The organism is Paludisphaera borealis, from assembly GCF_001956985.1.
Taxonomy (GTDB): domain Bacteria; phylum Planctomycetota; class Planctomycetia; order Isosphaerales; family Isosphaeraceae; genus Paludisphaera; species Paludisphaera borealis.
In genome coordinates this window covers 6,401,051-6,419,567 of record NZ_CP019082.1, presented here as the reverse complement: position 1 = coordinate 6,419,567, position 18,517 = coordinate 6,401,051, and the positions used below count along the sequence as shown (strand labels likewise).

The window sequence follows — 18,517 nt, the reverse complement described above, 5'->3', positions numbered from 1 at the left end:
TTGAGAACGCTTCAGGATGAGAACCGCGATGGGAAACGCGCCGGCTGATCCGGTCGTCGATCTGGATGAGCGCTGGCGCGAGCGCCGGATCAAGTGGGGGCGGAAGCTCGGCCGACTGCGGTTGGGAGTCGAGCCGCTCGACGCTCAGCTCGATCGTCACCGTCGCGTGACATCCGTGATGTCGGCCGTCTCGGGGGCCATTGGATTGTTGTTCATCGCCCTCTTCTCGGCCTTCGGCCGGCCCGACGTCGGCCTGATCTTCGTCGCGGTCTTCCTGCTGCCGATCATCGTTTTCTCGTGGGCCGGTTACTTGCTCCTCGCGCGTCGGGCGCATGCGTTCGAGCGCGAATACGACGCCTACCAGTCGGAGCGCCGCCGGTTGATTGGATAGGGGCGACGAACACAACCCCGGAGTCGACCTGAAGCCGATCCGGGGCGGGTTCGTCGTCACTCAGTAAGATTCGCCCGGATCACCAGCCGCGGCCGGCTCCGGCTCCAGCGTAGTCCAGCTCCTCGGCGTCGTCGTGGTCGAAGCTCAGTCGCTCGGACCACTCGGACGCGTCGGCGACCGACGATTCCAACTCGACCCGCAGCCGCTTGCGGGCGGTGTGGAGCCGTCGCTTGATGGTTCCCAGGGGGACGTCGAGTTCGTCGGCCATCTCGATCAGCGACAGGTCGCGGATGTAAAAGGCGACGAGGGTGTCGCGGTCGAGCGTCTTGAGCCGGCCGAGCGCCCCCCAGAGCCGCTCGGCCCGTTCGCGGAGGATCAAGGAGTCGATGGGCTCGTCGTTCTCCTCGTAGGCGCCTTCGAGCACGATGGTCTCGACCGTGGCCGGGGCCACTCGCCGCGTGGCCCGGTTGATGGCCATGCGGACCGTGACCTGCCGCAGCCAGCCGGCGAACCGCTCGGGCTCGCGAAGCTGGTCGATCCGCCGCATCACGTGCAGGAACACCTCCTGGGTCAGTTCCAGCGCCTCGCTCGGGTTTCCCAATCGCCGCAGCGCGATCGCTCGCACCGTGGGCTCGAACTGCTCGACGAGCAGACCGAACGCTTCGCGGTCCCCGTCCTGCGAGCGCTGGACGAGAACCGCGACCTCAGCCCAGTTCCGTTCGTCTTCCCCCGTAGTCTTCATCGTGGCCAGCACAGGATCCACCTTCCCCGACTCCGGGGATCTGCCGGGCCCTCGCTCGAACCGTCGCTGCCACGACGGATTCCACTCGGCAAGGACCCAGACGGCATCACGAACGTGAAACGCCCGGCGCTCGACGGAACCGAAGGTCTCGCGGCCCAGTCCGCAACAAAGCGGGGGCCACGACGCTTCCGTTCTCGGGAACGCGGCGACGCGAAAGATGCGCGAGCGCGGTTTTTCCGTTACGAGTCGGGAGAACTCGATCTGGGAACACCCGCGCTGAGTCGTATGCCGGATCGGCCGTTCATCGGGAAGTCGGGACGGAGCGCCCAGGGGGAAGGTCGTCGCCCTTCAGCCTGATCGATCCGCCGCCGGGAGTTCCCGAGGGCGAGCCTGTTCCAACACGCTCGACTCGTTTACTCGGCGACGGCCGCTCTAGCAGCCTGTCTCGCCACCGCCGCCCGGTTCGTCCAGGCCGCGCTCGTCGTCTCGATCGCTTCCAAACTCCGGCTGCTGGGCCGTCGCCTGGCTTCGACTATCCGCGCCTTGGCGGCGGAGAATCGCGATCGGGAGGATAGGCGCTGGCCTGATCCTGACCCTAGCGCGTCGGCGGACTGGCTGATCGGCCAGCTTTGCCACGTTGCGGCTTGGGTCGGGACGAGCCACGCATCGGTGGCGTCCGGTTTCCGCGAATCGACGCACGCCTTTTTAAAGCGCGCTGCCGCCGCGGTTGCCGGACCGGTAATGGGCGGAATTGCGTATACCTCTACTGGGAAAGAGGCTACGGAGTACCGCTCCATGTGGTCGCGCATCACGTCATGATGGGTGTGAGGGATGCGCAGGGCCGTACCGTTGTTGTTGACGCCCGTCGTAAGGACGAGCGACCGCGTCCCGAGATTCAGCCGGTTGGAAAGAGCCGACAGCGTCAGGTTGTTGCGGTTCAACATGGCAGTACCCTCGCATCCGCCTGCATTGAGGCGGGCTCACGTGTGAGGCGTTCGTCCTCCGCGTCGGTTTTCGTCGCGAGCCTGGCGGATGAGGCCGGGGCCGCCCGACGAAACAGCGGAAACGAAGCGAATATCCTCACGGGAAACAGGACGTTTCCTGGACGTCCTGGAGTCGCTACCGAGTCATGGGGCTTGCTACAGCGCCCGAGATCTCGATGCGTCCGGACACGCGCCCGGACGTTTTAGGGAAGTTAGACCCGGCTTTCGGCCGGCGAGACCGGATAGAATCTCAACCGGTTCCACCTCGCATCAACGCCGATGCCGAGTCAAGCTCATAGACATCGTATCGCCTTCTCACGTTCGCGCGAAATCGAAAAACCGTCGAAATTTCTCAACGTCGTTCCCATTCAGGGTCTGGGACGAACAAAAAAAGGTCGACGACACGTGGCGGGACGCTTGATGGGGAGGACGGCGGCGGTGGGCGTCGTATTCGGTTCCCGGGGCGATTTTCAAAAGGGTGGCGTCTCATGGCGGGCCTCGCATCACGTCGAACCGGGGTTCTCGTCGGGATCTACGCCCTTGCGCTCTCCGCCTGGTGGTGGTTCGCCACGTCGCTCGCGCCATCGATCATCACCTCGGCGCTCGCGGGACGCGGTTCGGCCGTGGTCGTTCGTTGCGTCGCCTGGTACGCGGGCTATCGACCGCTCGACGCCGTGCTCAAGAACTGGAAGATCGCGGCCTCGGCCGTCGTCATGGGCGGAATCTGCCATCTCGCGCTGGTCGTGGCGGTAGGCGTCTGGCATCGCCGCCACGCGCCGACTCGAACCGTCGGCCAAGCCCGGTTCGATCGCGCGAATTCGGTTCTACTGATCGTTCTCAGCCTGGTGTTCTTCCTGGTCACGGCGTTGGCGGGGGGGATTCACGATTACTATTTCTTCGAGCAGATCTGGGAGCAGATCATGCTGGGGCGCGATCCCTGGTTCATGGTCCAGGGGCAGCGGCGCATCTATCCTCTGAACGCGTACGGACCGCTTTTCACGGTGCTCGCGCCGCTGACGCTGATCAGTCCGCTCGCCCCGAAGCTGGCGTGCGCGCTGACTTTCTGGCTGTTCGCGGCCTGGCTGGTCAAGGACTTCGCGGTTGGTCGTCATCTGCCTGCTTGGGCCGGAACGGCGTTGTTGCTCTGGCTGGCGAGTCCATACGTCTGGGTCGAGATCGCCCTCTTCGGCCACTTCGACGTTCTCGTGGGGCTGCTCTGCATCGGGGCCGTCGAGGCTCGGACGCGGGGCGACGACTACGCGAGCGCGGCGTGGATTTCGGCGGGGACGCTCCTCAAGTATTTCCCCGGGGTGCTCGTCCCGTTCCTGATGCTCGACGGCCAACGCATTCGCGTGCGATTCCTCGTGACGACCCTGATTCTCGGCGCTCTGGGGATGGGGACGGCCTGCCTGATCTGGGGACCGAGCGCGCTGCGGCCGCTGACGTTCGCCGTGGCTCGCGAACCGACGCAGTTGTCGATTTTTCGATTCCTGGAAGGACCTCACGCGCCATTCGACCGTGACTTTTTCTTCTTCACCATGGACGAACTTGCCACGCCGATCCTGCTGATCGCGCTCGCCTGGCTGTGGTCCTGGACGCGCCGACGGCGATTCGAGATGTTCGCCTCGTGCGTGCTCGCGGTCTCGGTGACTTTGGCGCTGTACAAGGTCGGATTCGCGCAGTATCCGATGGTGCTGTTCGTGCTCGGCGCATACTGGATCGTCCGCGATCACGCGACGCTTCGCCGTCAAGCCCCGCTGATCACCGTGTTCTGCGCGTACTTCGCCTGGCTGGGTTACTTCGACGTCCTGATGAGCTTGGACGATTTGTACTGGATAATGGATTGGGCGGCCCTGCCGAGTTTCGTGCTGGGCTGCCTGCTCGCGATCTCGATCGTTCGGGCCGCTCCGCCGGAGCCCGAGCCGGTCGTCCACGAAGCGGCGGCGACCGCCGAACCCGAGGCCGTGGGCTGACGGTCGCGCTCATCCGCTCGACCAGACCTGACCTGATCTGGCTCAGGGCTCGCTGGCGCGGAGCGGTCGGTCGGCCGTGGCGACGGCGTGGGCCATCGGGAGCGCCTTGTCGTGCTCGCGGGCCAGGTTCTGGAACTCCACCTGCGACCGGACGATGGGTTCGCCGGGCTGGGGCTGGATTCGCTTGTAGGTGCCGTCGGGCTGAAGAATGCGGGCCTTGATATTGTCGGCGAGGGCGATCGCCAGGATCTCGTCGATGATCCGGGTGCGGAGCGGCGGGTCCTCGATGGGGAACATCAGCTCGACGCGGCGGCGGAAGTTGCGCGGCATCCAGTCGGCCGACGAGAGGAAGACCTGGGGGTCGTCGCCGTTGGCGAAGTAGGCGATGCGCGAGTGTTCGAGGTACTTGTCGACGATGCTGCGAACCGTGATGTTGTCGGAGACGCCGGGGACGCCCGGCCTCAGGCAGCAGATGCCTCGCACGATCAGGTCGATTTTGACGCCCGCCTGGGAAGCTTCGTAAAGCAGGGTGATGATCCTCGGGTCGACCAGCGAGTTCATCTTGGCGATGATCCGGGCCGGAAGGCCGGCCTGCGCGTGTTCGGCCTCGCGCTGGATCAGAACGGAGAGTCGATCGGCGAGGTTCATCGGGGCCACGACGAGCTTGTTCCAGGTGTTGCCCTGGGAATAGCCGGTCAAAAGGTTGAAGAGGGCGCTGGCGTCCTCGCCGATCTCCGGCCGGCAGGTGAAGTAGCTCAGGTCGGTGTAGAACCGCGCCGTGGTGTGGTTGTAATTGCCGGTGCCGAGGTGGACGTAGCGGCGGATGCCGTCGTGTTCGCGACGCACCACGAGCGCGGCCTTGCAGTGGGTCTTGAGGCCGACGATCCCGTACACGACGTGGACGCCCGCCTTCTGGAGCATCCGCGCCTTGTCGATGTTGTTCTCTTCATCGAGCCGGGCCTGAAGCTCGACCAGGGCCGTCACCTGCTTGCCGTTCTCGGCGGCGCGGGCCAGCGCGGTGATGATCGGATTCGAGTCGGCCGTGCGGTAGAGGGTCATCTTGATGGCCAGCACTTGCGGGTCTTCGCTGGCTTCCTCGATGAGCTGGACCACGGTGCCGAACGATTCGTAGGGGTGATGGACCAGGAAATCCTGCTCGCGGATCGCCCGGAAGACGCTCTTGCGGCCCGTGAACGCGGGGGGCGTCTTGGGCTCGTACGACGGCTCGCGGAGGTCGCGGAAGCCCTCCAGCTTGTAGAGCCCCGCCAGCACCGTCAGGTCGACGGGCCCCGTCACCTTGTAGACGTCGCGTTCTTCGAGTTCGAGAGCCGAGGCGGACAGCAACTGCACGAGGAAATCGCTGTCGGCCCGCTCCGAGATTTCGAGCCGGACCGGGGCGCCCCACTTGCGCTGGCGGAGCGTCTCCTCGATCGTCGACAGCAGGCTGCTCTTGACCTCGTTCTCCTGGATCGAGAGGTCGCTGTTCCGGGTCGCGCGGAAGGCCACGCGCTCGACGGTCCGGTAGCCGCCGAAAAGGGCGTCGAGGCGGGGGCCGATCACGTCTTCGAGGAGCACGAACTGCTTGCGGCCGTTGCTCTCATCGGGGAGCTGGACCAGCCGGCTGATGACCGAGGGCACCTGGAGCACCGCGTAGAGCTGTCGGCCGTGGTGGTGGATCGCCTCGATCCGCAGGAGCAGGTTCAGGCTCTTGTTGTGAACGTGCGGAAACGGGTGCGCCGGGTCGATGGCCAGCGGCGTCAGCACCGGGTAGACCTGGTTCTCGAAGTAGTCGTCGAGGAACGCGTTCTGGCTCGGGTTCAAGTCGTCGGGGGAGCAGATGCGGATGCCGTGCTCTTCCAGTTCGGGCCGGACCTCGTAGAGCCAGACGTCGTTCAACCGCGACACGAAGTCGTGCGCCCGGCGCGAGATTTCGAGCAATTGGGCCAGCGGCCCCATGCCGTCGGGAGGCGGGTCCTGAGGCTCCAGGCTCTCGTAAAGCTGCGCCTGGAGCCCGGCGACGCGAACCTCGAAGAATTCATCCTGGTTCGACGAGCAGATGGCCAGGAACTTGAGCCGATCGAGCAGCGGGTTGGAGGGGTCGCGGGCTTCCTCCAGGACGCGCTCGTTGAAATCGAGCCAGCTCAGCTCGCGGTTGATGAACAAACTCGACTCGTCCACCGCCGTCGTCGTCGTCGGAGTGGGCGCGGTGTTCGAGGGGCCGTTGGATGAATTCTTCGACTTGCCCACGCTTGGCCGCCGTCCTGTGCCGTCGATCGCCCCGGCCGCGGACCCCGGCTTCAGGCGATGACGAGCGAACAATGGGGGATGAAGCTGACGTGCGAGCGCCGCGATCGGCGGCGAGCGGACCGGTCCGGGTCAGGGCTCGACGAGTTGCCGCAGGGCTCTCTGGTTGCGGGCGTCGAGTTCCTCGCCCTCTTCGATCCCCTTGGGGGTTTCCAGTATCATTGGCAGGGACCGGAATCGGGCGTCGTTCACCAGGAATCGAAATGGTTCGAGGCCGATGCGGCCCGCGCCGATGCCCGCGTGGCGGTCGACCCGGCTGGCATGCTCGCGAAGGCTGTCGTTGAGATGCCAGACTCGAACCAATCCCAGCCCGACGGTCCGGTCGAGATCGTTCACCGTCTCATCGTACCGTTCCCGGGTGTCGAGAGAATAGCCCGCCGCGAAAATGTGGCAGGTGTCCACGCAGACGCCCAGCCGGCTCCGATCGGCGACCATCTCCAGGATCGCCTGGAGATGCTCGAACCGATGTCCCAGGCAGCTCCCCTGCCCGGCCGTCGTCTCCAGGTCGATCGTCACGGCGGACTCGGCCGTCGCCTCGGCCACCCGGTCGAGAGCCTCCGCCACGCGCTTCAACCCGGCGGCCTCGCCCGATCCCACATGGGCCCCGGGATGCACCACCAGGTCGGCGATCCCGAGCCGGGCGCAGCGCCCGACTTCCACCACCATCGCGTCGATCGACCGCTTCCATAGCGTGTCGTCGGGGCTCGCCATGTTGATCAGGTACGACGTGTGCGCCACCGGATCAACGACCCCCGTCTCTTCGAGCGCCTGGCGAAACGCGTCGGTCTGCGCGTCGGTCAAGGGGGGCGCGTTCCATTGATTGTTGTTTTTTGTAAACAACTGGACGGTTTCGAAGCCGAACGCGTGGGCCGCTCGGACCGCCCGGTCGTATCCTCCGGCGATGGACATGTGCGCGCCCAACTTCAAGGCGGGCTTGGACGTTGGAGACGTTGATTTTCGGGGACGAGGCATCAGGCGGTTCCGTACTTGCGGGAGTTTTTCAGATTCCAAGAATTTTCCGCGAGCGCGCGTCACTTGCGGATCAGGCCGCCGAAATTCTACAATGCGTGCTCAGCGGACCTTTTCTGGCTTGTGGCCGAGGGCTCGATTCATGGGATGGCTGATCGGAGTCGGCGTCCTGCCCATCTGCGTCTTCGTGGCGTGGTGCGTCCTGCATCGGCCCTTGCGGTTGTTTTTCGAAGACTTCCACGTCGATCAGGCCCGCGAGCTGTTTCGTTCGCAACGCGAACGCCTCGAAGCGCGGTTCATCACGTCGCTGGCCAGCTTCGACTACGACGAAGGCCAGCGCTGGGAGGACGCCCACTGGCACGACGAGGTCTTGTGGGCCAGGGACCGGAAATCTCGGTATCTCCTGGCGCTCGTCTGCGTTCATTTCGATCCCGACCTCTTCGACCTTCTGCACACCCGACGTCACGCCACGGCGGTCTTCGAGTTCCGCAAGGGACGCTGGTACGCCGAGGGGAAACGCCTCGATCAGACCCGTCCCGACGAGGCCGTCGGCCGGAATCGTCGGTTCGAGCCGGTCGCCGTGGTCTATCCCAACCCTCGTCGCGTCGGCTGATGGCTCGAAGTCACTCGCCGAGCCGCCCCTGGTCGCCGATGCGCCGGCGGATGTACTCTTCGAGGTCGAACTCGGTTCCCCGACAGATCTCCAGCAGCGGCCGTTCCAGGCGTTCGACCTCGGCGCAGGCTTCGGCCAGCTTGGGAGCGACCTCGATCGGCACGATGCAGACGCCGTGCTTGTCGGCGTGGAGCAGATCCCCCGGCGCGATCGTCACGCCGGCGATCTGGACCGGCTTGCCGAAATCGACCAGCCGGACGTAGGCGTGGCTGACGCAGGGATTGAGACCGAAGAGGGCGAAGCCGAGGGCCCCGACCTCGTCGAGATCGCGCGGGCAGCCGCTGGTGATGTGGCCGACGCAACCGAGTTTCTGGTGGATCGTGGCCGTCACCTCGCCGAACTGGGCGCCGAGGCCCGCCGGATCGTCGAGATCCTCGCCGACGGCGATCTTCGGCCCGGGCGCGGCGGCCACGTACCGGAAATATTCTCCGAGCCGTTCGCCCCTGGGCTCGTCCGGGCCCGGCGGCAGCGCCCGGGTCTGCGAGGTCACCGCGAAGCCGACGATGGGGCCGATTTCGGGGAGCAGACTGCGGATCGTGTGCGGCAGGAAGCCGACGTTGCGCGGGCGGACGTTGAAAAGCTCGATCGCGTTGGAAATCGTCGGGGTGTTGTACCGCCGCAGCGACTCGAACACCTCGGCGTTGAGAGTGGGTCCCGCCATGTCGTCTGGACTCCGCGAATACGATGAACATTCAAGATTCGCCCGAATCCCAGCCGATTCGAGCGTTCACCCGCGATCTGGGCCGTCAGACTACCCGAACCCGCGACGAAGGGCCAGTGTCGGCCCGGCGGTGATCGCACACTCCGGCGCGGGAACCGGCTCCGGCTTGGCTCGATTCCTGCAAGTGGATAGGCTGGAGAGAGTGCATCCCCCTCAACGCGAGCAAGAATGCAGGGGCCGCGAAGCGTTCGGATGAAGGCCGGTATCCTTCGACTGGAAGGAGCGGGGCTCCGCGGCGGGGATTGCGCCGGACCTTCGACCAAGCCGATTCCCTTGAACCTGTCTGACAGACGGACTCGATTCATGCCCGAAGCGAACGACCAATCGACCAACCCGGCGGCGTCCAGTCCGACTCCTCAGGCCGCGAGAAGCTCGGCGCCCCCCTCGTCGCCGCGCGACGCGGCGATCGACGAGGCTATGGAAACCGCCCTGGCGAATCCCTCCCAGCGGTACGCGTCCTCCGAACTGCCGCTCAAGCGGCAGTGGGACTCCGACCTGGACGCCGAGCTTGAAGCGGCCATGAGCGGCTTCGACCCCAAGACCTTCGACGTCGCCTCGCCTCGGGCCAAGCGCCCGGAGCGCCCGCCCGTCGCCAAGGGCGACCGGGGTCAGGAACGCAGCCAGGGGCAAGCCCCGCGGATGGGCCGGGTCATCAGTGTGCGCGGCCGGAGCCTGTTCATCGACCTCGGCGGCAAGAGCGAGGGCGTCGTCCCGCTCGACCTGTTCGAGGGTGAAATCCCCGCGCCCGGAACCGACATCGAAGTCGTCGTCGACCACTTCGACCGCAGCGAGGGGATCGTCCACCTGCGGCTCAAGGGCTCGGCGATCGAGGCGAACTGGGAGAACCTGAAGCAAGGCGCGATCGTCGAGGCCAAGGTCACCAAGACCATCAAGGGAGGCGTCGAGGTCGACGTCGACGGCATTCGCGGGTTCATGCCCATCAGCCAGATCGACCTCAACCGGGTCGAGGACGCCGCCTCGTTCGTCAACCAGAAGTTCCGCGCGATCGTCACCGAGGCCAACGCTCGCGAGAAGAACCTGGTGGTCTCGCGCCGCGAGCTGCTCGAACAAGAACGCGCCGAGATGCGCGAGAAGACCTGGGCGACGCTCGAAGAAGGTCAGATCCGCGAGGGCGTGGTCCGCTCGGTCAAGGACTTCGGCGCCTTCGTCGACGTCGGTGGGGTCGACGGCCTCTTGCCGATCGGCGAGATGAGCTGGGTGCGCGTCTCCAAGGTCGAGGACGTGATCCGGCCCGGCGACAAGGTCACCGTCAAGATCCTCCGGATCGATCAGGTGACGCGAAAGCTGACCTTCGGCCTCAAGCAGCTTCTGCAAAGCCCCTGGGAAAACGTCGAGGAGACGTACCCTCGCGGCGCGATGGTCAAGGGCAAGGTCACCAAGCTCATGGAGTTCGGCGCGTTCGTCGAGCTCGAGCCCGGCGTCGAGGGCCTGATCCACATCACCGAGCTGTCGCCGACCCGCGTCCGGCGGATCACCGACATCGTCAAGCCCGACCAGGAGGTCGAGGTCCGCATCCTCAAGGTCGAGCCCGACGTCAAGCGGATCTCGCTCTCGCTCCTCCCCGTCAAGGGGCAGGAAGCCGTGGAGGAAGACGAAGAAGACGAGACCCCCCCGGCGCCCAAGCCCGAGCGGAAGATCCCGCTCAAGGGGGGACTGGGCGATCGCGACAAGAAGCCGTTGTAGTCGCGAGAGGTTTGCGAGGGGGCCCCTTCAAGGAGCTTCGGCCGTGGCCGGGCTCCTTGATTAAACTCCCGCGCGACCTACACTAACCGTAACTGAATCACGCGAAGGCTTTTAGAAATCGAAGTCGGAACGAGGTCCATCATGCACGTTGAAGTCCGTACCGATAATCACATCCACGGCAGCGAAAAGCTCTTCGAGGAGATCGCCGGTGGACTTAAAGAGGCCCTGAAGCACCACGAAGGCCAGATCACGCGCGTCGAGGTTCATCTCGCCGACGTGAACGGTCCCAAAGGCGCGGCGAATGATAAGCGTTGCCTGATGGAAGCCCGCCTGGCGGGCCATCAGCCGATCGTCGCCAGCCATCAGGCGTCCACGATCGACGACGCCGTCGACGGCGCTTCCGAGAAGTTGGCCCGTTCGCTGGAAAGCACCCTCGGCCGGCTCCACGACCCCAAGGGGCAGCAGACCTCGATCGGCGGCGATCAGGTCATTTGACGGTCCGGATTAGGATTCTTGCGTTGTGGAGGGCGAGGCATACGCGGCCTCGCCCTCCGCGACAACGCTTTTGTAGCCGGCCTCTGTGAGGCCGGATGTGAAGTGGAGTGCGGCTGCTTGCCGCCGCGCCTGACCCGTCGCCCATGCGGGAGCAAGCTCCTTCACTCCAAATCGGAGGCCGATCCGGTCCCTCGGCCCGCGTCCCGGGGTCGCAGACCCCGGCTACAACCATTCAGTCGCGGGCAGGCGTGTGTTGACCGACGAAGCGCTCTGGTACCGCCGATTCGGCCCGCCGATCGACGCGTTGACGCTCGAAGCCGCCGAACTGGGGGCTCGCCCACCGGGAACCGTCCGCGTCCGGATGATCACCGCCCCGATCAATCCGTCCGACCTGATCCCGATCACGGGCGCCTACGGCCATCGCGTGCGACCTCCCCAGGTCGCCGGCTACGAAGGAGTCGGCCAGGTGGTCGAAGCCGACCACGTATCGGCCCATCTTGTGGGGCGTCGCGCCCTGCCGCTGCGAGGCCCCGGAACCTGGCGGCGGTACGTCGATTGCGATCCCTCCTGGCTCGTCGAGGTTCCCGACGACCTTGAAACGTCCGTCGCCGCGCGAGCCTACATCAACCCGCTCGCCGCACTGCGGATGCTGGAGACGTGGCCGGTCGAGGGCCGGCGCGTGGTCCTGACCGCCGGCGGTTCGTCGTGCGCCCGACTGCTCGGCCGATGGGCGCTCGAAGCCGGCGCGCGCGAAGTCGTCGTCGTCTGCCGATCCGTCAGCCACGCGGCGTCGCTCGCGGAACTCGGTCTCATCCCCCTGAGCATGGCCGAGCCCCACGCGATCGCCGCCGCCGCGTCGCGGGCCGACGTCGCTTTCGACGCCGTCGGCGGCCCGCTCGCCGAGGCCCTCCTGGCCGTCATGCCCCGCACGTCGGACTTCGTATCCTACGGCTTGCTCTCCGGAGAATCGTTTCAACCGATCCCCACCGGCCCGAAGCTGCAACGCTTCCACCTTCGCGACCGACTCGGTACGGTCAAGCCGCTGGAGTGGCAAGGTTGGTTCCGCAAGCTCTGGCCGATGCTCCGGCGGGCGTCGCTGCCCGAAGCTCGGTCCTATCCGCTCTCCGACTGGCGGCAGGCGATCACCGCCTTCGACGAGCCGGGCCGACGATTCAAGCCGATGCTGGCGCTGGACGATGCGCGTTGATCTTCGGCATCGACTGGTGCGGCACGTTCACGACCGCGCCGCACGTCTCGCACGACGCGACCAGGACGTCGGGAACCGTCATGTTCCAACCGCTTCGGCCGCGTGATCAACCAGAACTGGCTCCGCCCCGCGATCGCCACCGACGGGGCCGCCGCCCCTCTTGAGGGGAGCGGACGACGCCGGAGCATAACTTGAACTCCGGGCCGAGTGATCGGTCCACCGAAATCCCTGTTTCCCTATTGCAGTCGTCCGGTTGGCTAACCTGGACTCAGTAAATTCATGCCATCCGCTCCTGACCCCTTTGCCTGTCCCACTTTATCCCCTGACACCATTGATCGCCTCCCTAGCGGCAAGCGACTCTCCGGATTGCGGGACGGTGGTCAGAATGGAAAATCAGGGTTCGAAGGGAACTGAGGGAACGGAATCTCTGGGCACTCCATGCAAGAGAGTAGGTCGTTGACCGCGTCCATGTATCCTTTGAAAGCGGTCGCCAGGTTTCTTAACAGCACGGCATTTGGGAAACGCAACCGTCCACGACCGAGACTGTCGAAAATGACAGTGATCGTGTCATTCAGCGTTCGAATAAGCGCTTGGTGGGCAGCGGCGAGCTTCAGTTTGAATCGACGCAGGCAATCGGCGTGCTTCTTCGGATCGCGTAGGAGAGTCTCCTCCATGCAGTCGGTCTTGATCTCTGTAGCCTGAGCCAGGAACCTATCGATCTCTTTCTTCAATTCTTGCAGTTTTTCCTGTGCGACCTCTCCTCGCTCATTGACCGCCTCGATCGTCCTCCTCATCAGTTCGCGCAACGCCGCCTGTGACTGCGGAAGCGACAGCCACATCAACATGAAGAAGAAAACCACGATGATCGCGATCACCGGCAGAGCGAGCGCCAACCCGAGATCGTTGCCGCTCCGTAGCCCTTGCACCGCCTGCTCCATTTGCTGCAGGATCTTCGCCCGAGCGGCGTCGTTTCCGTACTGATGGCGGAGCCTGCCAAGGGCACGATCCAGAGTCTGCAAACTCCGTTGCGCCCGCTTGGCCAGGAGAGCGTCAAGGAGTGTGATGGTTCGCTGACCGGCGATGCCATCGGAAATCAGGCCGTTCTGCGTTTGGAACGCCTTCACGGCCGCTACGGTCTGATTGAGATAATTACCCGTGGCGCCGTCCGAGATAGAAATTCGCGGGTCCGCCAGCAGAAGCAACGCATTCTGCAGCGCCCTGACGCCGTCACTGTTGCACTCCCCGTATTTCAGGGCCGGGCTGTTGCGTGACGCCGCTTCCAATCGGCTCGCCGCGGACTGCTTAAGAGGAGGGTGTTTCAGAACGAGCAGTGGCATCGGATCCCCCCGCAATCAAACTCGGTTTGAGGCGATATTAGGTTACACAGAGATGCGCTTATGCATGCCCCTTTGTCCCGGTTCCTTCCACTTCAGGACCGGTGGGAACAACCTCGGGACGCGCCACTTGGCCGTATATCGCCCAGCTCAACGACCAAGCTCAGCAGACTCGGCGGAGATGATACCAAGGGCCGGGGGCCGTTGCAGCTTAAAATTGAACGTCACAGACCGGTTCGCGCCGGCTGCTTCTCTCGGGCTTGCATCGCTTCCCTGGCACGACGCCTCGCCGCGACGCCGCTGGGCCAGAGATGATTTCGGTGGCCGGTGTCTGGATGTCGTCTCGGCGGAACCGCCGAACGGCACGGCGACGCCTTCACCTTGGTCGACCAACCTGGGTCTTGGTTCGCCTGAGGAAGTCGCCCCGACTTCTCTGATTTCCGTCGACTTGAAGTAAGTTACAAATGGGCCGCCGCGCGCCTCGGGCTCTTTCTCAATCCGGTTTCGACTGCAACGCCCCATCGAACACATTGAAAAACCGCGCGAACGGACCCAATAGCGAGGGGCGCGTCCGCCCGGGCGATCAACGGGTCTCGTGACGGTGGGGAACCTGGCTCAGCCACGTCGGCCGTCGTGGACCAGGTCATTCAGACCCCATTTCCTCGCCGATCGAAGCCAAGTGTTCAGGCGGTCGCAAGGCATTGTTATGTAAGTGGTTGTGATGCGTTTTGTGGCGATTGTGAAGGCGCAAACGAACCCAATTCCAGCCGGTGGGCTCAGCCGGGGGAGAGACCCAGGCGATCGCCGGCGACACGGCGGATCGCCCTCCTTCTGGACCTCGAAAAAGCGACGAAGGAACCCAATCCGCCCGGTCAGATCAGGGCCGTTTCCTCCGGGCAGCCGAGCATCAGGTTGAGGTTCTGGACGGCGACGCCGGACGCGCCTTTGATGAGGTTGTCGAGGCAGGCGAGGACGACGATCCGGCCGCGGACCACACGGACGGTCAGATCGCAATAATTGGTATAAGCAGAATCCTTGGTAGCGGGGAGGTGGTTGACCACTCGGACGAACGGGCTGTCGGCGTAGAACGAGCGGTAGAGGTCGAGCAGGTCGTGCTCGACGGCCGCCTGGCGCGGGACGGCGTAGATGGTGGCGAAGATGCCCCGGTCCATCGGCACCAGGTGGGGCGTGAAGATGACCTCGACGGCCTCGCCCTGGCCGGCGGCCACGGTCGTCAGGATCTGGTCGATCTCCGGCGTGTGGCGGTGCCGGCCGACGCTGTAGGCCGAGAAGCTCTCGTTGCACTCAGGGAAATGGGTCGTCAGCTTGGGAGAACGCCCCGCCCCCGAGACGCCGCTCTTGGCGTCGATGACGACGCCCGTCCGCTCGATCAGGTTCTCCGCCACGAGGGGCGCCAGCGCCAGGATGCTCGTCGAGGTGTAACACCCCGGGTTGGCGATCAACCCCGCTGTGGGAATCCGGTCGCGGAACAGCTCCGGCAGGCCGTAGACCGCCGATCCAAGGCCCGCCACGTCCGTATGGGCGTGCCCGTACCAGTCCTCGTAAACCTGGGGATCGGTGAGCCGGTAATCGGCGCTCAGGTCGATCACCTTGACGTTGCGTTCGCGCAGGGCCGGGACGACGGCCATGCTCGCCGTGTGGGGCAAGGCCAAGAACGCGAAAGCCGCCTTCTCGGCGATCCGGTCGGCGTCGAAGGTCTCGCAGGTCAGGTCGATCCGCTTGGCCAGGCTCGGGTGCAGGGCGTCGAGCCTCGGCGCTTCGTCCTGCCGTGAGGTCGCCGTGGTGATCTTGACCCCCGGATGCTTGAGCAGGATCTGAATCAGCTCCCGGGCCGCATACCCGGAGGCCCCCACGATCGCTACGCCGATTGGACTCGCCACGAGACAACCTCCAGAGGAACGGGAAACCGCACGCTACCAGTATTCAAACATTCGACCGGCGCCGCGACGCCAGATGAGACGCCAGATGAAAAGAGGCTGTCGCCATGAGCCAGACCAGCCAGGAAACCGCGGAGATCCCCAGCCCCAGCCGAAGATCCCGGGCGTCGTACGACAGCCGGAGGACCGCCCCCGCCCTCGGCTTGTCGATGAACACCCGTTGCCAGGCGCCCCCCTGGCTCTTGACCCGAAAGGCCGGGGCGATGTTCGCGGGCTCGTCGCTCCGGCCGTCGACCGATCCGATCCGAGCTTGCCACTGAGGATCGTCCAGTTGCGAGATCAACACCCAGCCCGGTTCGTCGACGTCGACCATGACGTCCCAATCGATGGGCGACCGGACGACCGCCTTCAACGGCCGGGCGCGGTCGATCAGGTCGAGGACCGGGCGCGGATCGCCGTTCCAGTCGTCGAAGAGGTCGGATTTCGGCACGGCCGTCGAGGGGACGAACCAGGCCTGCGCGGCGGGCTCGGAGGGCTTCAGGATCATGAATTCGTCGGCCTCGGCTCGATACTCGGGGTTCCAGTTCGCTCCAAGGAGCCAGCGAGCGAGGACCGGGTCGGAGAGGGTTTCCAGGGTCGCCCGGGGCTGGAAGTCGGTCGCTCCCCGACGCCGCAGGCCGGAAGCCTCGGTCGGGTCGAGGACCCGGAGGCCGACGCCCGTGGCTCGCATCGCCCGAAAGGCGATCTCGCCCTGCGAGCTGGGGGCGAGCGGGCCTCGGGCCAGGGAGGTCAAGGCCGGCAGCGCGGGGAGGTCGAGCGTCCGGTACGCCTGGACGGGCGCCAGGCCGGCGGCCATCGGCAGGTTGCGCATCGGGTCGGCGGTCCGGGTCCCACGCGGCTCCTTCGCCAGCCGGGCCAGCACCGAACTCTGCTCGACCAGCGGCCGGAGCGGCCCAACGTCCACCAGCCGATGACGCCCCAGCAGCCAGAGGTCGGCCCCCGTCAGCACGACCAGCATGATCGGAATAAACCGTCGAGCCTGCGCGACGCCCGCCAGCCCCGACACCACCAGAACCGCCGCCAGCAGGAACGCCGTCTCCGTCAGCTCCGTCCGGTAGACCTCGAACCGCCGCTGCTCGAACGACCGGGCTTCGCGGTGCCTCGGGCCGCCTTCGAGTACGGGCTTCCGGGCCTGGTCCGTGACGCTCTTGAAGGTCTGATCGTCGGCCCAGGGGCGGATCTCGAAGGCCCGGGTGAAGCCGCGAGCCAGCGCCGGGCTTGCCGAGGGCGTCGACGATCCGAGGGCCAGCTCGATGAGACCCAGCACGCCGCCCCCCCAGAGCACCGCCCCGACGGCCAGCACCCCGAGCCATCGGCCGGGCCGCTCCCAGCTTGGCCAGGCGTCGAGCCCCTTGCCGGCGAGGATCGCCAGGGCGAGCGAGGCGGGCAGCGTCCACCGCGCCGGGGCCCGGAAGAACGAGAACCCGGGAAACTGGATCAGGAGGTGGAACCCAGGCACATAAGGCCCGAGGCTGAGAATCAGCCCGACGACGGCCAGGACCGCCAGGCAGCGGACGCCCGGGTCGCGGCGGGCTTCGCGGGCGACCGCGAGGATAGCCAGGAGCAACGGTACGATTCCGACGTAGATCAGGCACTCTTCCGGCGAGGTGTGGAACGGGTCCCAGACGATCGGCCGCCACAAGGGCGACCGGTGAAACAGGTTCGGCGCGACGAGGCTGACCAGGTGGAACGGGGTCGAGGCGAAGCCCGAGAGGTACTCGTAATCGCGCTGGCTGGCCGCGAGTCGGGCCAGCCGGGCGGTCGGCCAGAGCTGACCGGCCGCCAGTGGAAAGACGACCGCGAGACCCAGCATCGCCAGTTCCCACCGCCGGGCCGTCTCACGCAGCGAGCGTCCGCGGACGCGATCGAGACAGGTCCAGGCGGCCATCAGGGCGATTCCCGCCTGGGTCATGAAGGCGATCTGGAAGTGGCCGGGCAGCACCTGGAGGACCAGCACAAGGGTCAGCACGAAAAGCCGTGCGGCCGTGCTCGGCATCGGCTCTCCGTTCGGGTCGTCGCTCAGGAGCCGCCAGGCCGCGCACCACGCCCAGGGGAGCCACGAGCCGGTCGTGTAACCCCAGGGGTGCGGCATATGGATCACGAAGAAGCCGGAGGTCGAGAAGATGAACGCCGAGAACGCCGACCCGGCCCGGCTCAGACCGAAGACCCGACCGGCCCAGTAGGCTCCGAGCCCTCCCCAGAGCGTGTGGAGCACAAGGCTGGCGACGTAGGCTCGTTCGATCGACAGGGCCCCGTACAACACCATGTGGGGAGGATAGAGGGCCCCCATCTGACTCTCGCCGATTCCCGGGAAGCCGTATCCCCAGAGGTCGTTCCAGACGGGCAAGCGACGCTCGGCCAGCGACTCCGAGAGGACGCTCATGAGCCCCATGAAGAACTGGGTGACGTCGCCGCCGACCGGCATGGCGCCGCCGAGCCCGATCGGCCAGAGCCAAGTGAGCAGGCCGGCCCACATCCCGAGGATCGCCGCCGCCCCCGCCCACCGAGAGGTCCCATGCGTGAATCGAAGCGTCTCCACCGCGCATTTCGCCGTCTTCGGCTGGTCCACGAACCACGAACCTCTCGACTCAAGGTAACTTTTTCAATTCTCGGAGTGATCTTACAGCAAATCCGACCCACCGTCAGGATCGCCCAGTCCGCCGAAGTCCCAAGGATTTGGCGGTTTGGTAGTAAACTTGAAGAAGACCGACGAACCTTGCCGACCTTCGCGTCGTATTGGCATGCGAGGTGCTCAAGCAGGAACGACGACGCCACCTCATACGCCAGGCTTGAGAAAAAATCCGAAGGTCACTCAAGGAGGATGTATCATGCTGGTTCTGAGCAGGAAGTTGGGCGAAGCCATCCAGATCGGCCCGGACATTCGGATCACCATCGCCAAGATCGACTCCAAGTCGGTTCGGATCGGCATCGAGGCCCCCGAGCACGTCTCGATCAAGCGTCAGGAGATCGTCTTCGAGATGCCCAGAATGCGGGACGAAGAGCGGCTTCTGGAAGCAACCATGTCCTGATCGACGACGTCGAACCAACCCATGCAGGCACCTT

General features: G+C 65.5%; 14 protein-coding genes and 1 pseudogene. 7 read left to right on the top strand and 8 right to left on the bottom strand.

Features of this window, described 5'->3' with window-relative positions:
* Window positions 1-28: 28 nt before the first annotated feature.
* Window positions 29-391, top strand: coding sequence for a hypothetical protein (locus BSF38_RS24820; RefSeq protein ID WP_076349754.1), 363 nt, complete (start codon window positions 29-31; stop codon window positions 389-391).
* Window positions 392-470: 79 nt separating this feature from the next.
* Here the strand turns inward: BSF38_RS24820 and BSF38_RS24815 are convergent, their stop codons facing one another.
* The gene (locus tag BSF38_RS24815) at window positions 471-1,154 is read right to left on the bottom strand and encodes an RNA polymerase sigma factor (RefSeq protein WP_237170603.1); all 684 of its coding nucleotides are present in this window, start codon (window positions 1,152-1,154) and stop codon (window positions 471-473) included.
* 392 nt (window positions 1,155-1,546) lie between these two features.
* A complete protein-coding gene (locus BSF38_RS24810; protein ID WP_076349753.1) occupies window positions 1,547-2,077 on the bottom strand; it encodes a hypothetical protein in 531 nt (176 codons plus the stop codon).
* A 527-nt stretch (window positions 2,078-2,604) separates the two neighbouring features.
* Between BSF38_RS24810 and BSF38_RS24805 the strand changes: the two genes are divergently transcribed.
* Window positions 2,605-4,089, top strand: coding sequence for a glycosyltransferase family 87 protein (locus BSF38_RS24805; RefSeq protein ID WP_076349752.1), 1,485 nt, complete (start codon window positions 2,605-2,607; stop codon window positions 4,087-4,089).
* A 42-nt stretch (window positions 4,090-4,131) separates the two neighbouring features.
* On the opposite strand, the gene ppk1 is transcribed toward BSF38_RS24805, so the two are convergent.
* Both ppk1 and BSF38_RS24795 read right to left on the bottom strand, forming a co-directional pair.
* The gene (ppk1, locus tag BSF38_RS24800; RefSeq protein WP_083714019.1) at window positions 4,132-6,336 is read right to left on the bottom strand and encodes a polyphosphate kinase 1; all 2,205 of its coding nucleotides are present in this window, start codon (window positions 6,334-6,336) and stop codon (window positions 4,132-4,134) included.
* A gap of 129 nt (window positions 6,337-6,465) precedes the next feature.
* Window positions 6,466-7,365, bottom strand: a complete 900-nt coding sequence (locus BSF38_RS24795) for a deoxyribonuclease IV (protein WP_257787836.1) — start codon at window positions 7,363-7,365, stop codon at window positions 6,466-6,468.
* Between the two features lie 139 nt (window positions 7,366-7,504).
* On the opposite strand from BSF38_RS24795, the gene BSF38_RS24790 reads away from it, so the two are divergent.
* Entirely contained in the window at window positions 7,505-7,975 is a 471-nt protein-coding gene (locus BSF38_RS24790) for a hypothetical protein (protein WP_076349749.1), read from the top strand.
* A 10-nt stretch (window positions 7,976-7,985) separates the two neighbouring features.
* Here BSF38_RS24790 and BSF38_RS24785 read toward each other — a convergent pair whose 3' ends face one another.
* A complete protein-coding gene (locus BSF38_RS24785) occupies window positions 7,986-8,696 on the bottom strand; it encodes an RraA family protein (RefSeq protein WP_076349748.1) in 711 nt (236 codons plus the stop codon).
* Window positions 8,697-9,059: 363 nt separating this feature from the next.
* Here BSF38_RS24785 and BSF38_RS24780 point away from each other — a divergent pair, with 363 nt between their 5' ends.
* From BSF38_RS24780 to BSF38_RS24770, 3 genes are all read left to right on the top strand, one after another.
* Window positions 9,060-10,460: a 30S ribosomal protein S1 gene (locus BSF38_RS24780; RefSeq protein WP_083713418.1), complete on the top strand. Its 1,401-nt coding sequence runs from the start codon at window positions 9,060-9,062 to the stop codon at window positions 10,458-10,460.
* A 141-nt stretch (window positions 10,461-10,601) separates the two neighbouring features.
* Entirely contained in the window at window positions 10,602-10,955 is a 354-nt protein-coding gene (locus BSF38_RS24775; RefSeq protein ID WP_076349747.1) for an HPF/RaiA family ribosome-associated protein, read from the top strand.
* A gap of 250 nt (window positions 10,956-11,205) precedes the next feature.
* Entirely contained in the window at window positions 11,206-12,162 is a 957-nt protein-coding gene (locus BSF38_RS24770; protein WP_210405642.1) for a zinc-dependent alcohol dehydrogenase family protein, read from the top strand.
* A 380-nt stretch (window positions 12,163-12,542) separates the two neighbouring features.
* Here BSF38_RS24770 and BSF38_RS24765 read toward each other — a convergent pair whose 3' ends face one another.
* The 3 genes from BSF38_RS24765 to BSF38_RS24755 all read right to left on the bottom strand — a co-directional run bounded on the left by BSF38_RS24765 (window position 12,543) and on the right by BSF38_RS24755 (window position 18,023).
* On the bottom strand, window positions 12,543-13,499 hold the full coding sequence (locus tag BSF38_RS24765) for a peptidoglycan-binding domain-containing protein (RefSeq protein ID WP_076349745.1): 957 nt from the start codon (window positions 13,497-13,499) through the stop codon (window positions 12,543-12,545).
* Between the two features lie 869 nt (window positions 13,500-14,368).
* Window positions 14,369-15,397, bottom strand: coding sequence for an N-acetyl-gamma-glutamyl-phosphate reductase (gene argC, locus BSF38_RS24760; protein ID WP_237170602.1), 1,029 nt, complete (start codon window positions 15,395-15,397; stop codon window positions 14,369-14,371).
* Window positions 15,398-15,440: 43 nt separating this feature from the next.
* Complete coding sequence (locus BSF38_RS24755; protein ID WP_076349744.1) at window positions 15,441-18,023, bottom strand: glycosyltransferase family protein; 2,583 nt, start codon at window positions 18,021-18,023, stop codon at window positions 15,441-15,443.
* Between the two features lie 259 nt (window positions 18,024-18,282).
* On the opposite strand from BSF38_RS24755, the pseudogene csrA reads away from it, so the two are divergent.
* A pseudogene (gene csrA / locus BSF38_RS24750) lies at window positions 18,283-18,482 on the top strand (carbon storage regulator CsrA); the annotation flags it as partial.
* Between the last annotated feature and the right edge of the window lie 35 nt (window positions 18,483-18,517).

Bases quoted from the DNA above. Each gene is read 5' to 3' on its own strand.
- BSF38_RS24795 (WP_257787836.1), bottom strand. From the start codon at position 7,365: ATGCCTCGTCCCCGAAAATCAACGTCTCCAACGTCCAAGCCCGCCTTG.
- BSF38_RS24765 (WP_076349745.1), bottom strand. From the start codon at position 13,499: ATGCCACTGCTCGTTCTGAAACACCCTCCTCTTAAGCAGTCCGCGGCG.
- BSF38_RS24810 (WP_076349753.1), bottom strand. From the start codon at position 2,077: ATGTTGAACCGCAACAACCTGACGCTGTCGGCTCTTTCCAACCGGCTG.
- BSF38_RS24785 (WP_076349748.1), bottom strand. From the start codon at position 8,696: ATGGCGGGACCCACTCTCAACGCCGAGGTGTTCGAGTCGCTGCGGCGG.
- BSF38_RS24805 (WP_076349752.1), top strand. From the start codon at position 2,605: ATGGCGGGCCTCGCATCACGTCGAACCGGGGTTCTCGTCGGGATCTAC.
- BSF38_RS24790 (WP_076349749.1), top strand. From the start codon at position 7,505: ATGGGATGGCTGATCGGAGTCGGCGTCCTGCCCATCTGCGTCTTCGTG.
- BSF38_RS24775 (WP_076349747.1), top strand. From the start codon at position 10,602: ATGCACGTTGAAGTCCGTACCGATAATCACATCCACGGCAGCGAAAAG.
- BSF38_RS24820 (WP_076349754.1), top strand. From the start codon at position 29: ATGGGAAACGCGCCGGCTGATCCGGTCGTCGATCTGGATGAGCGCTGG.
- BSF38_RS24780 (WP_083713418.1), top strand. From the start codon at position 9,060: ATGCCCGAAGCGAACGACCAATCGACCAACCCGGCGGCGTCCAGTCCG.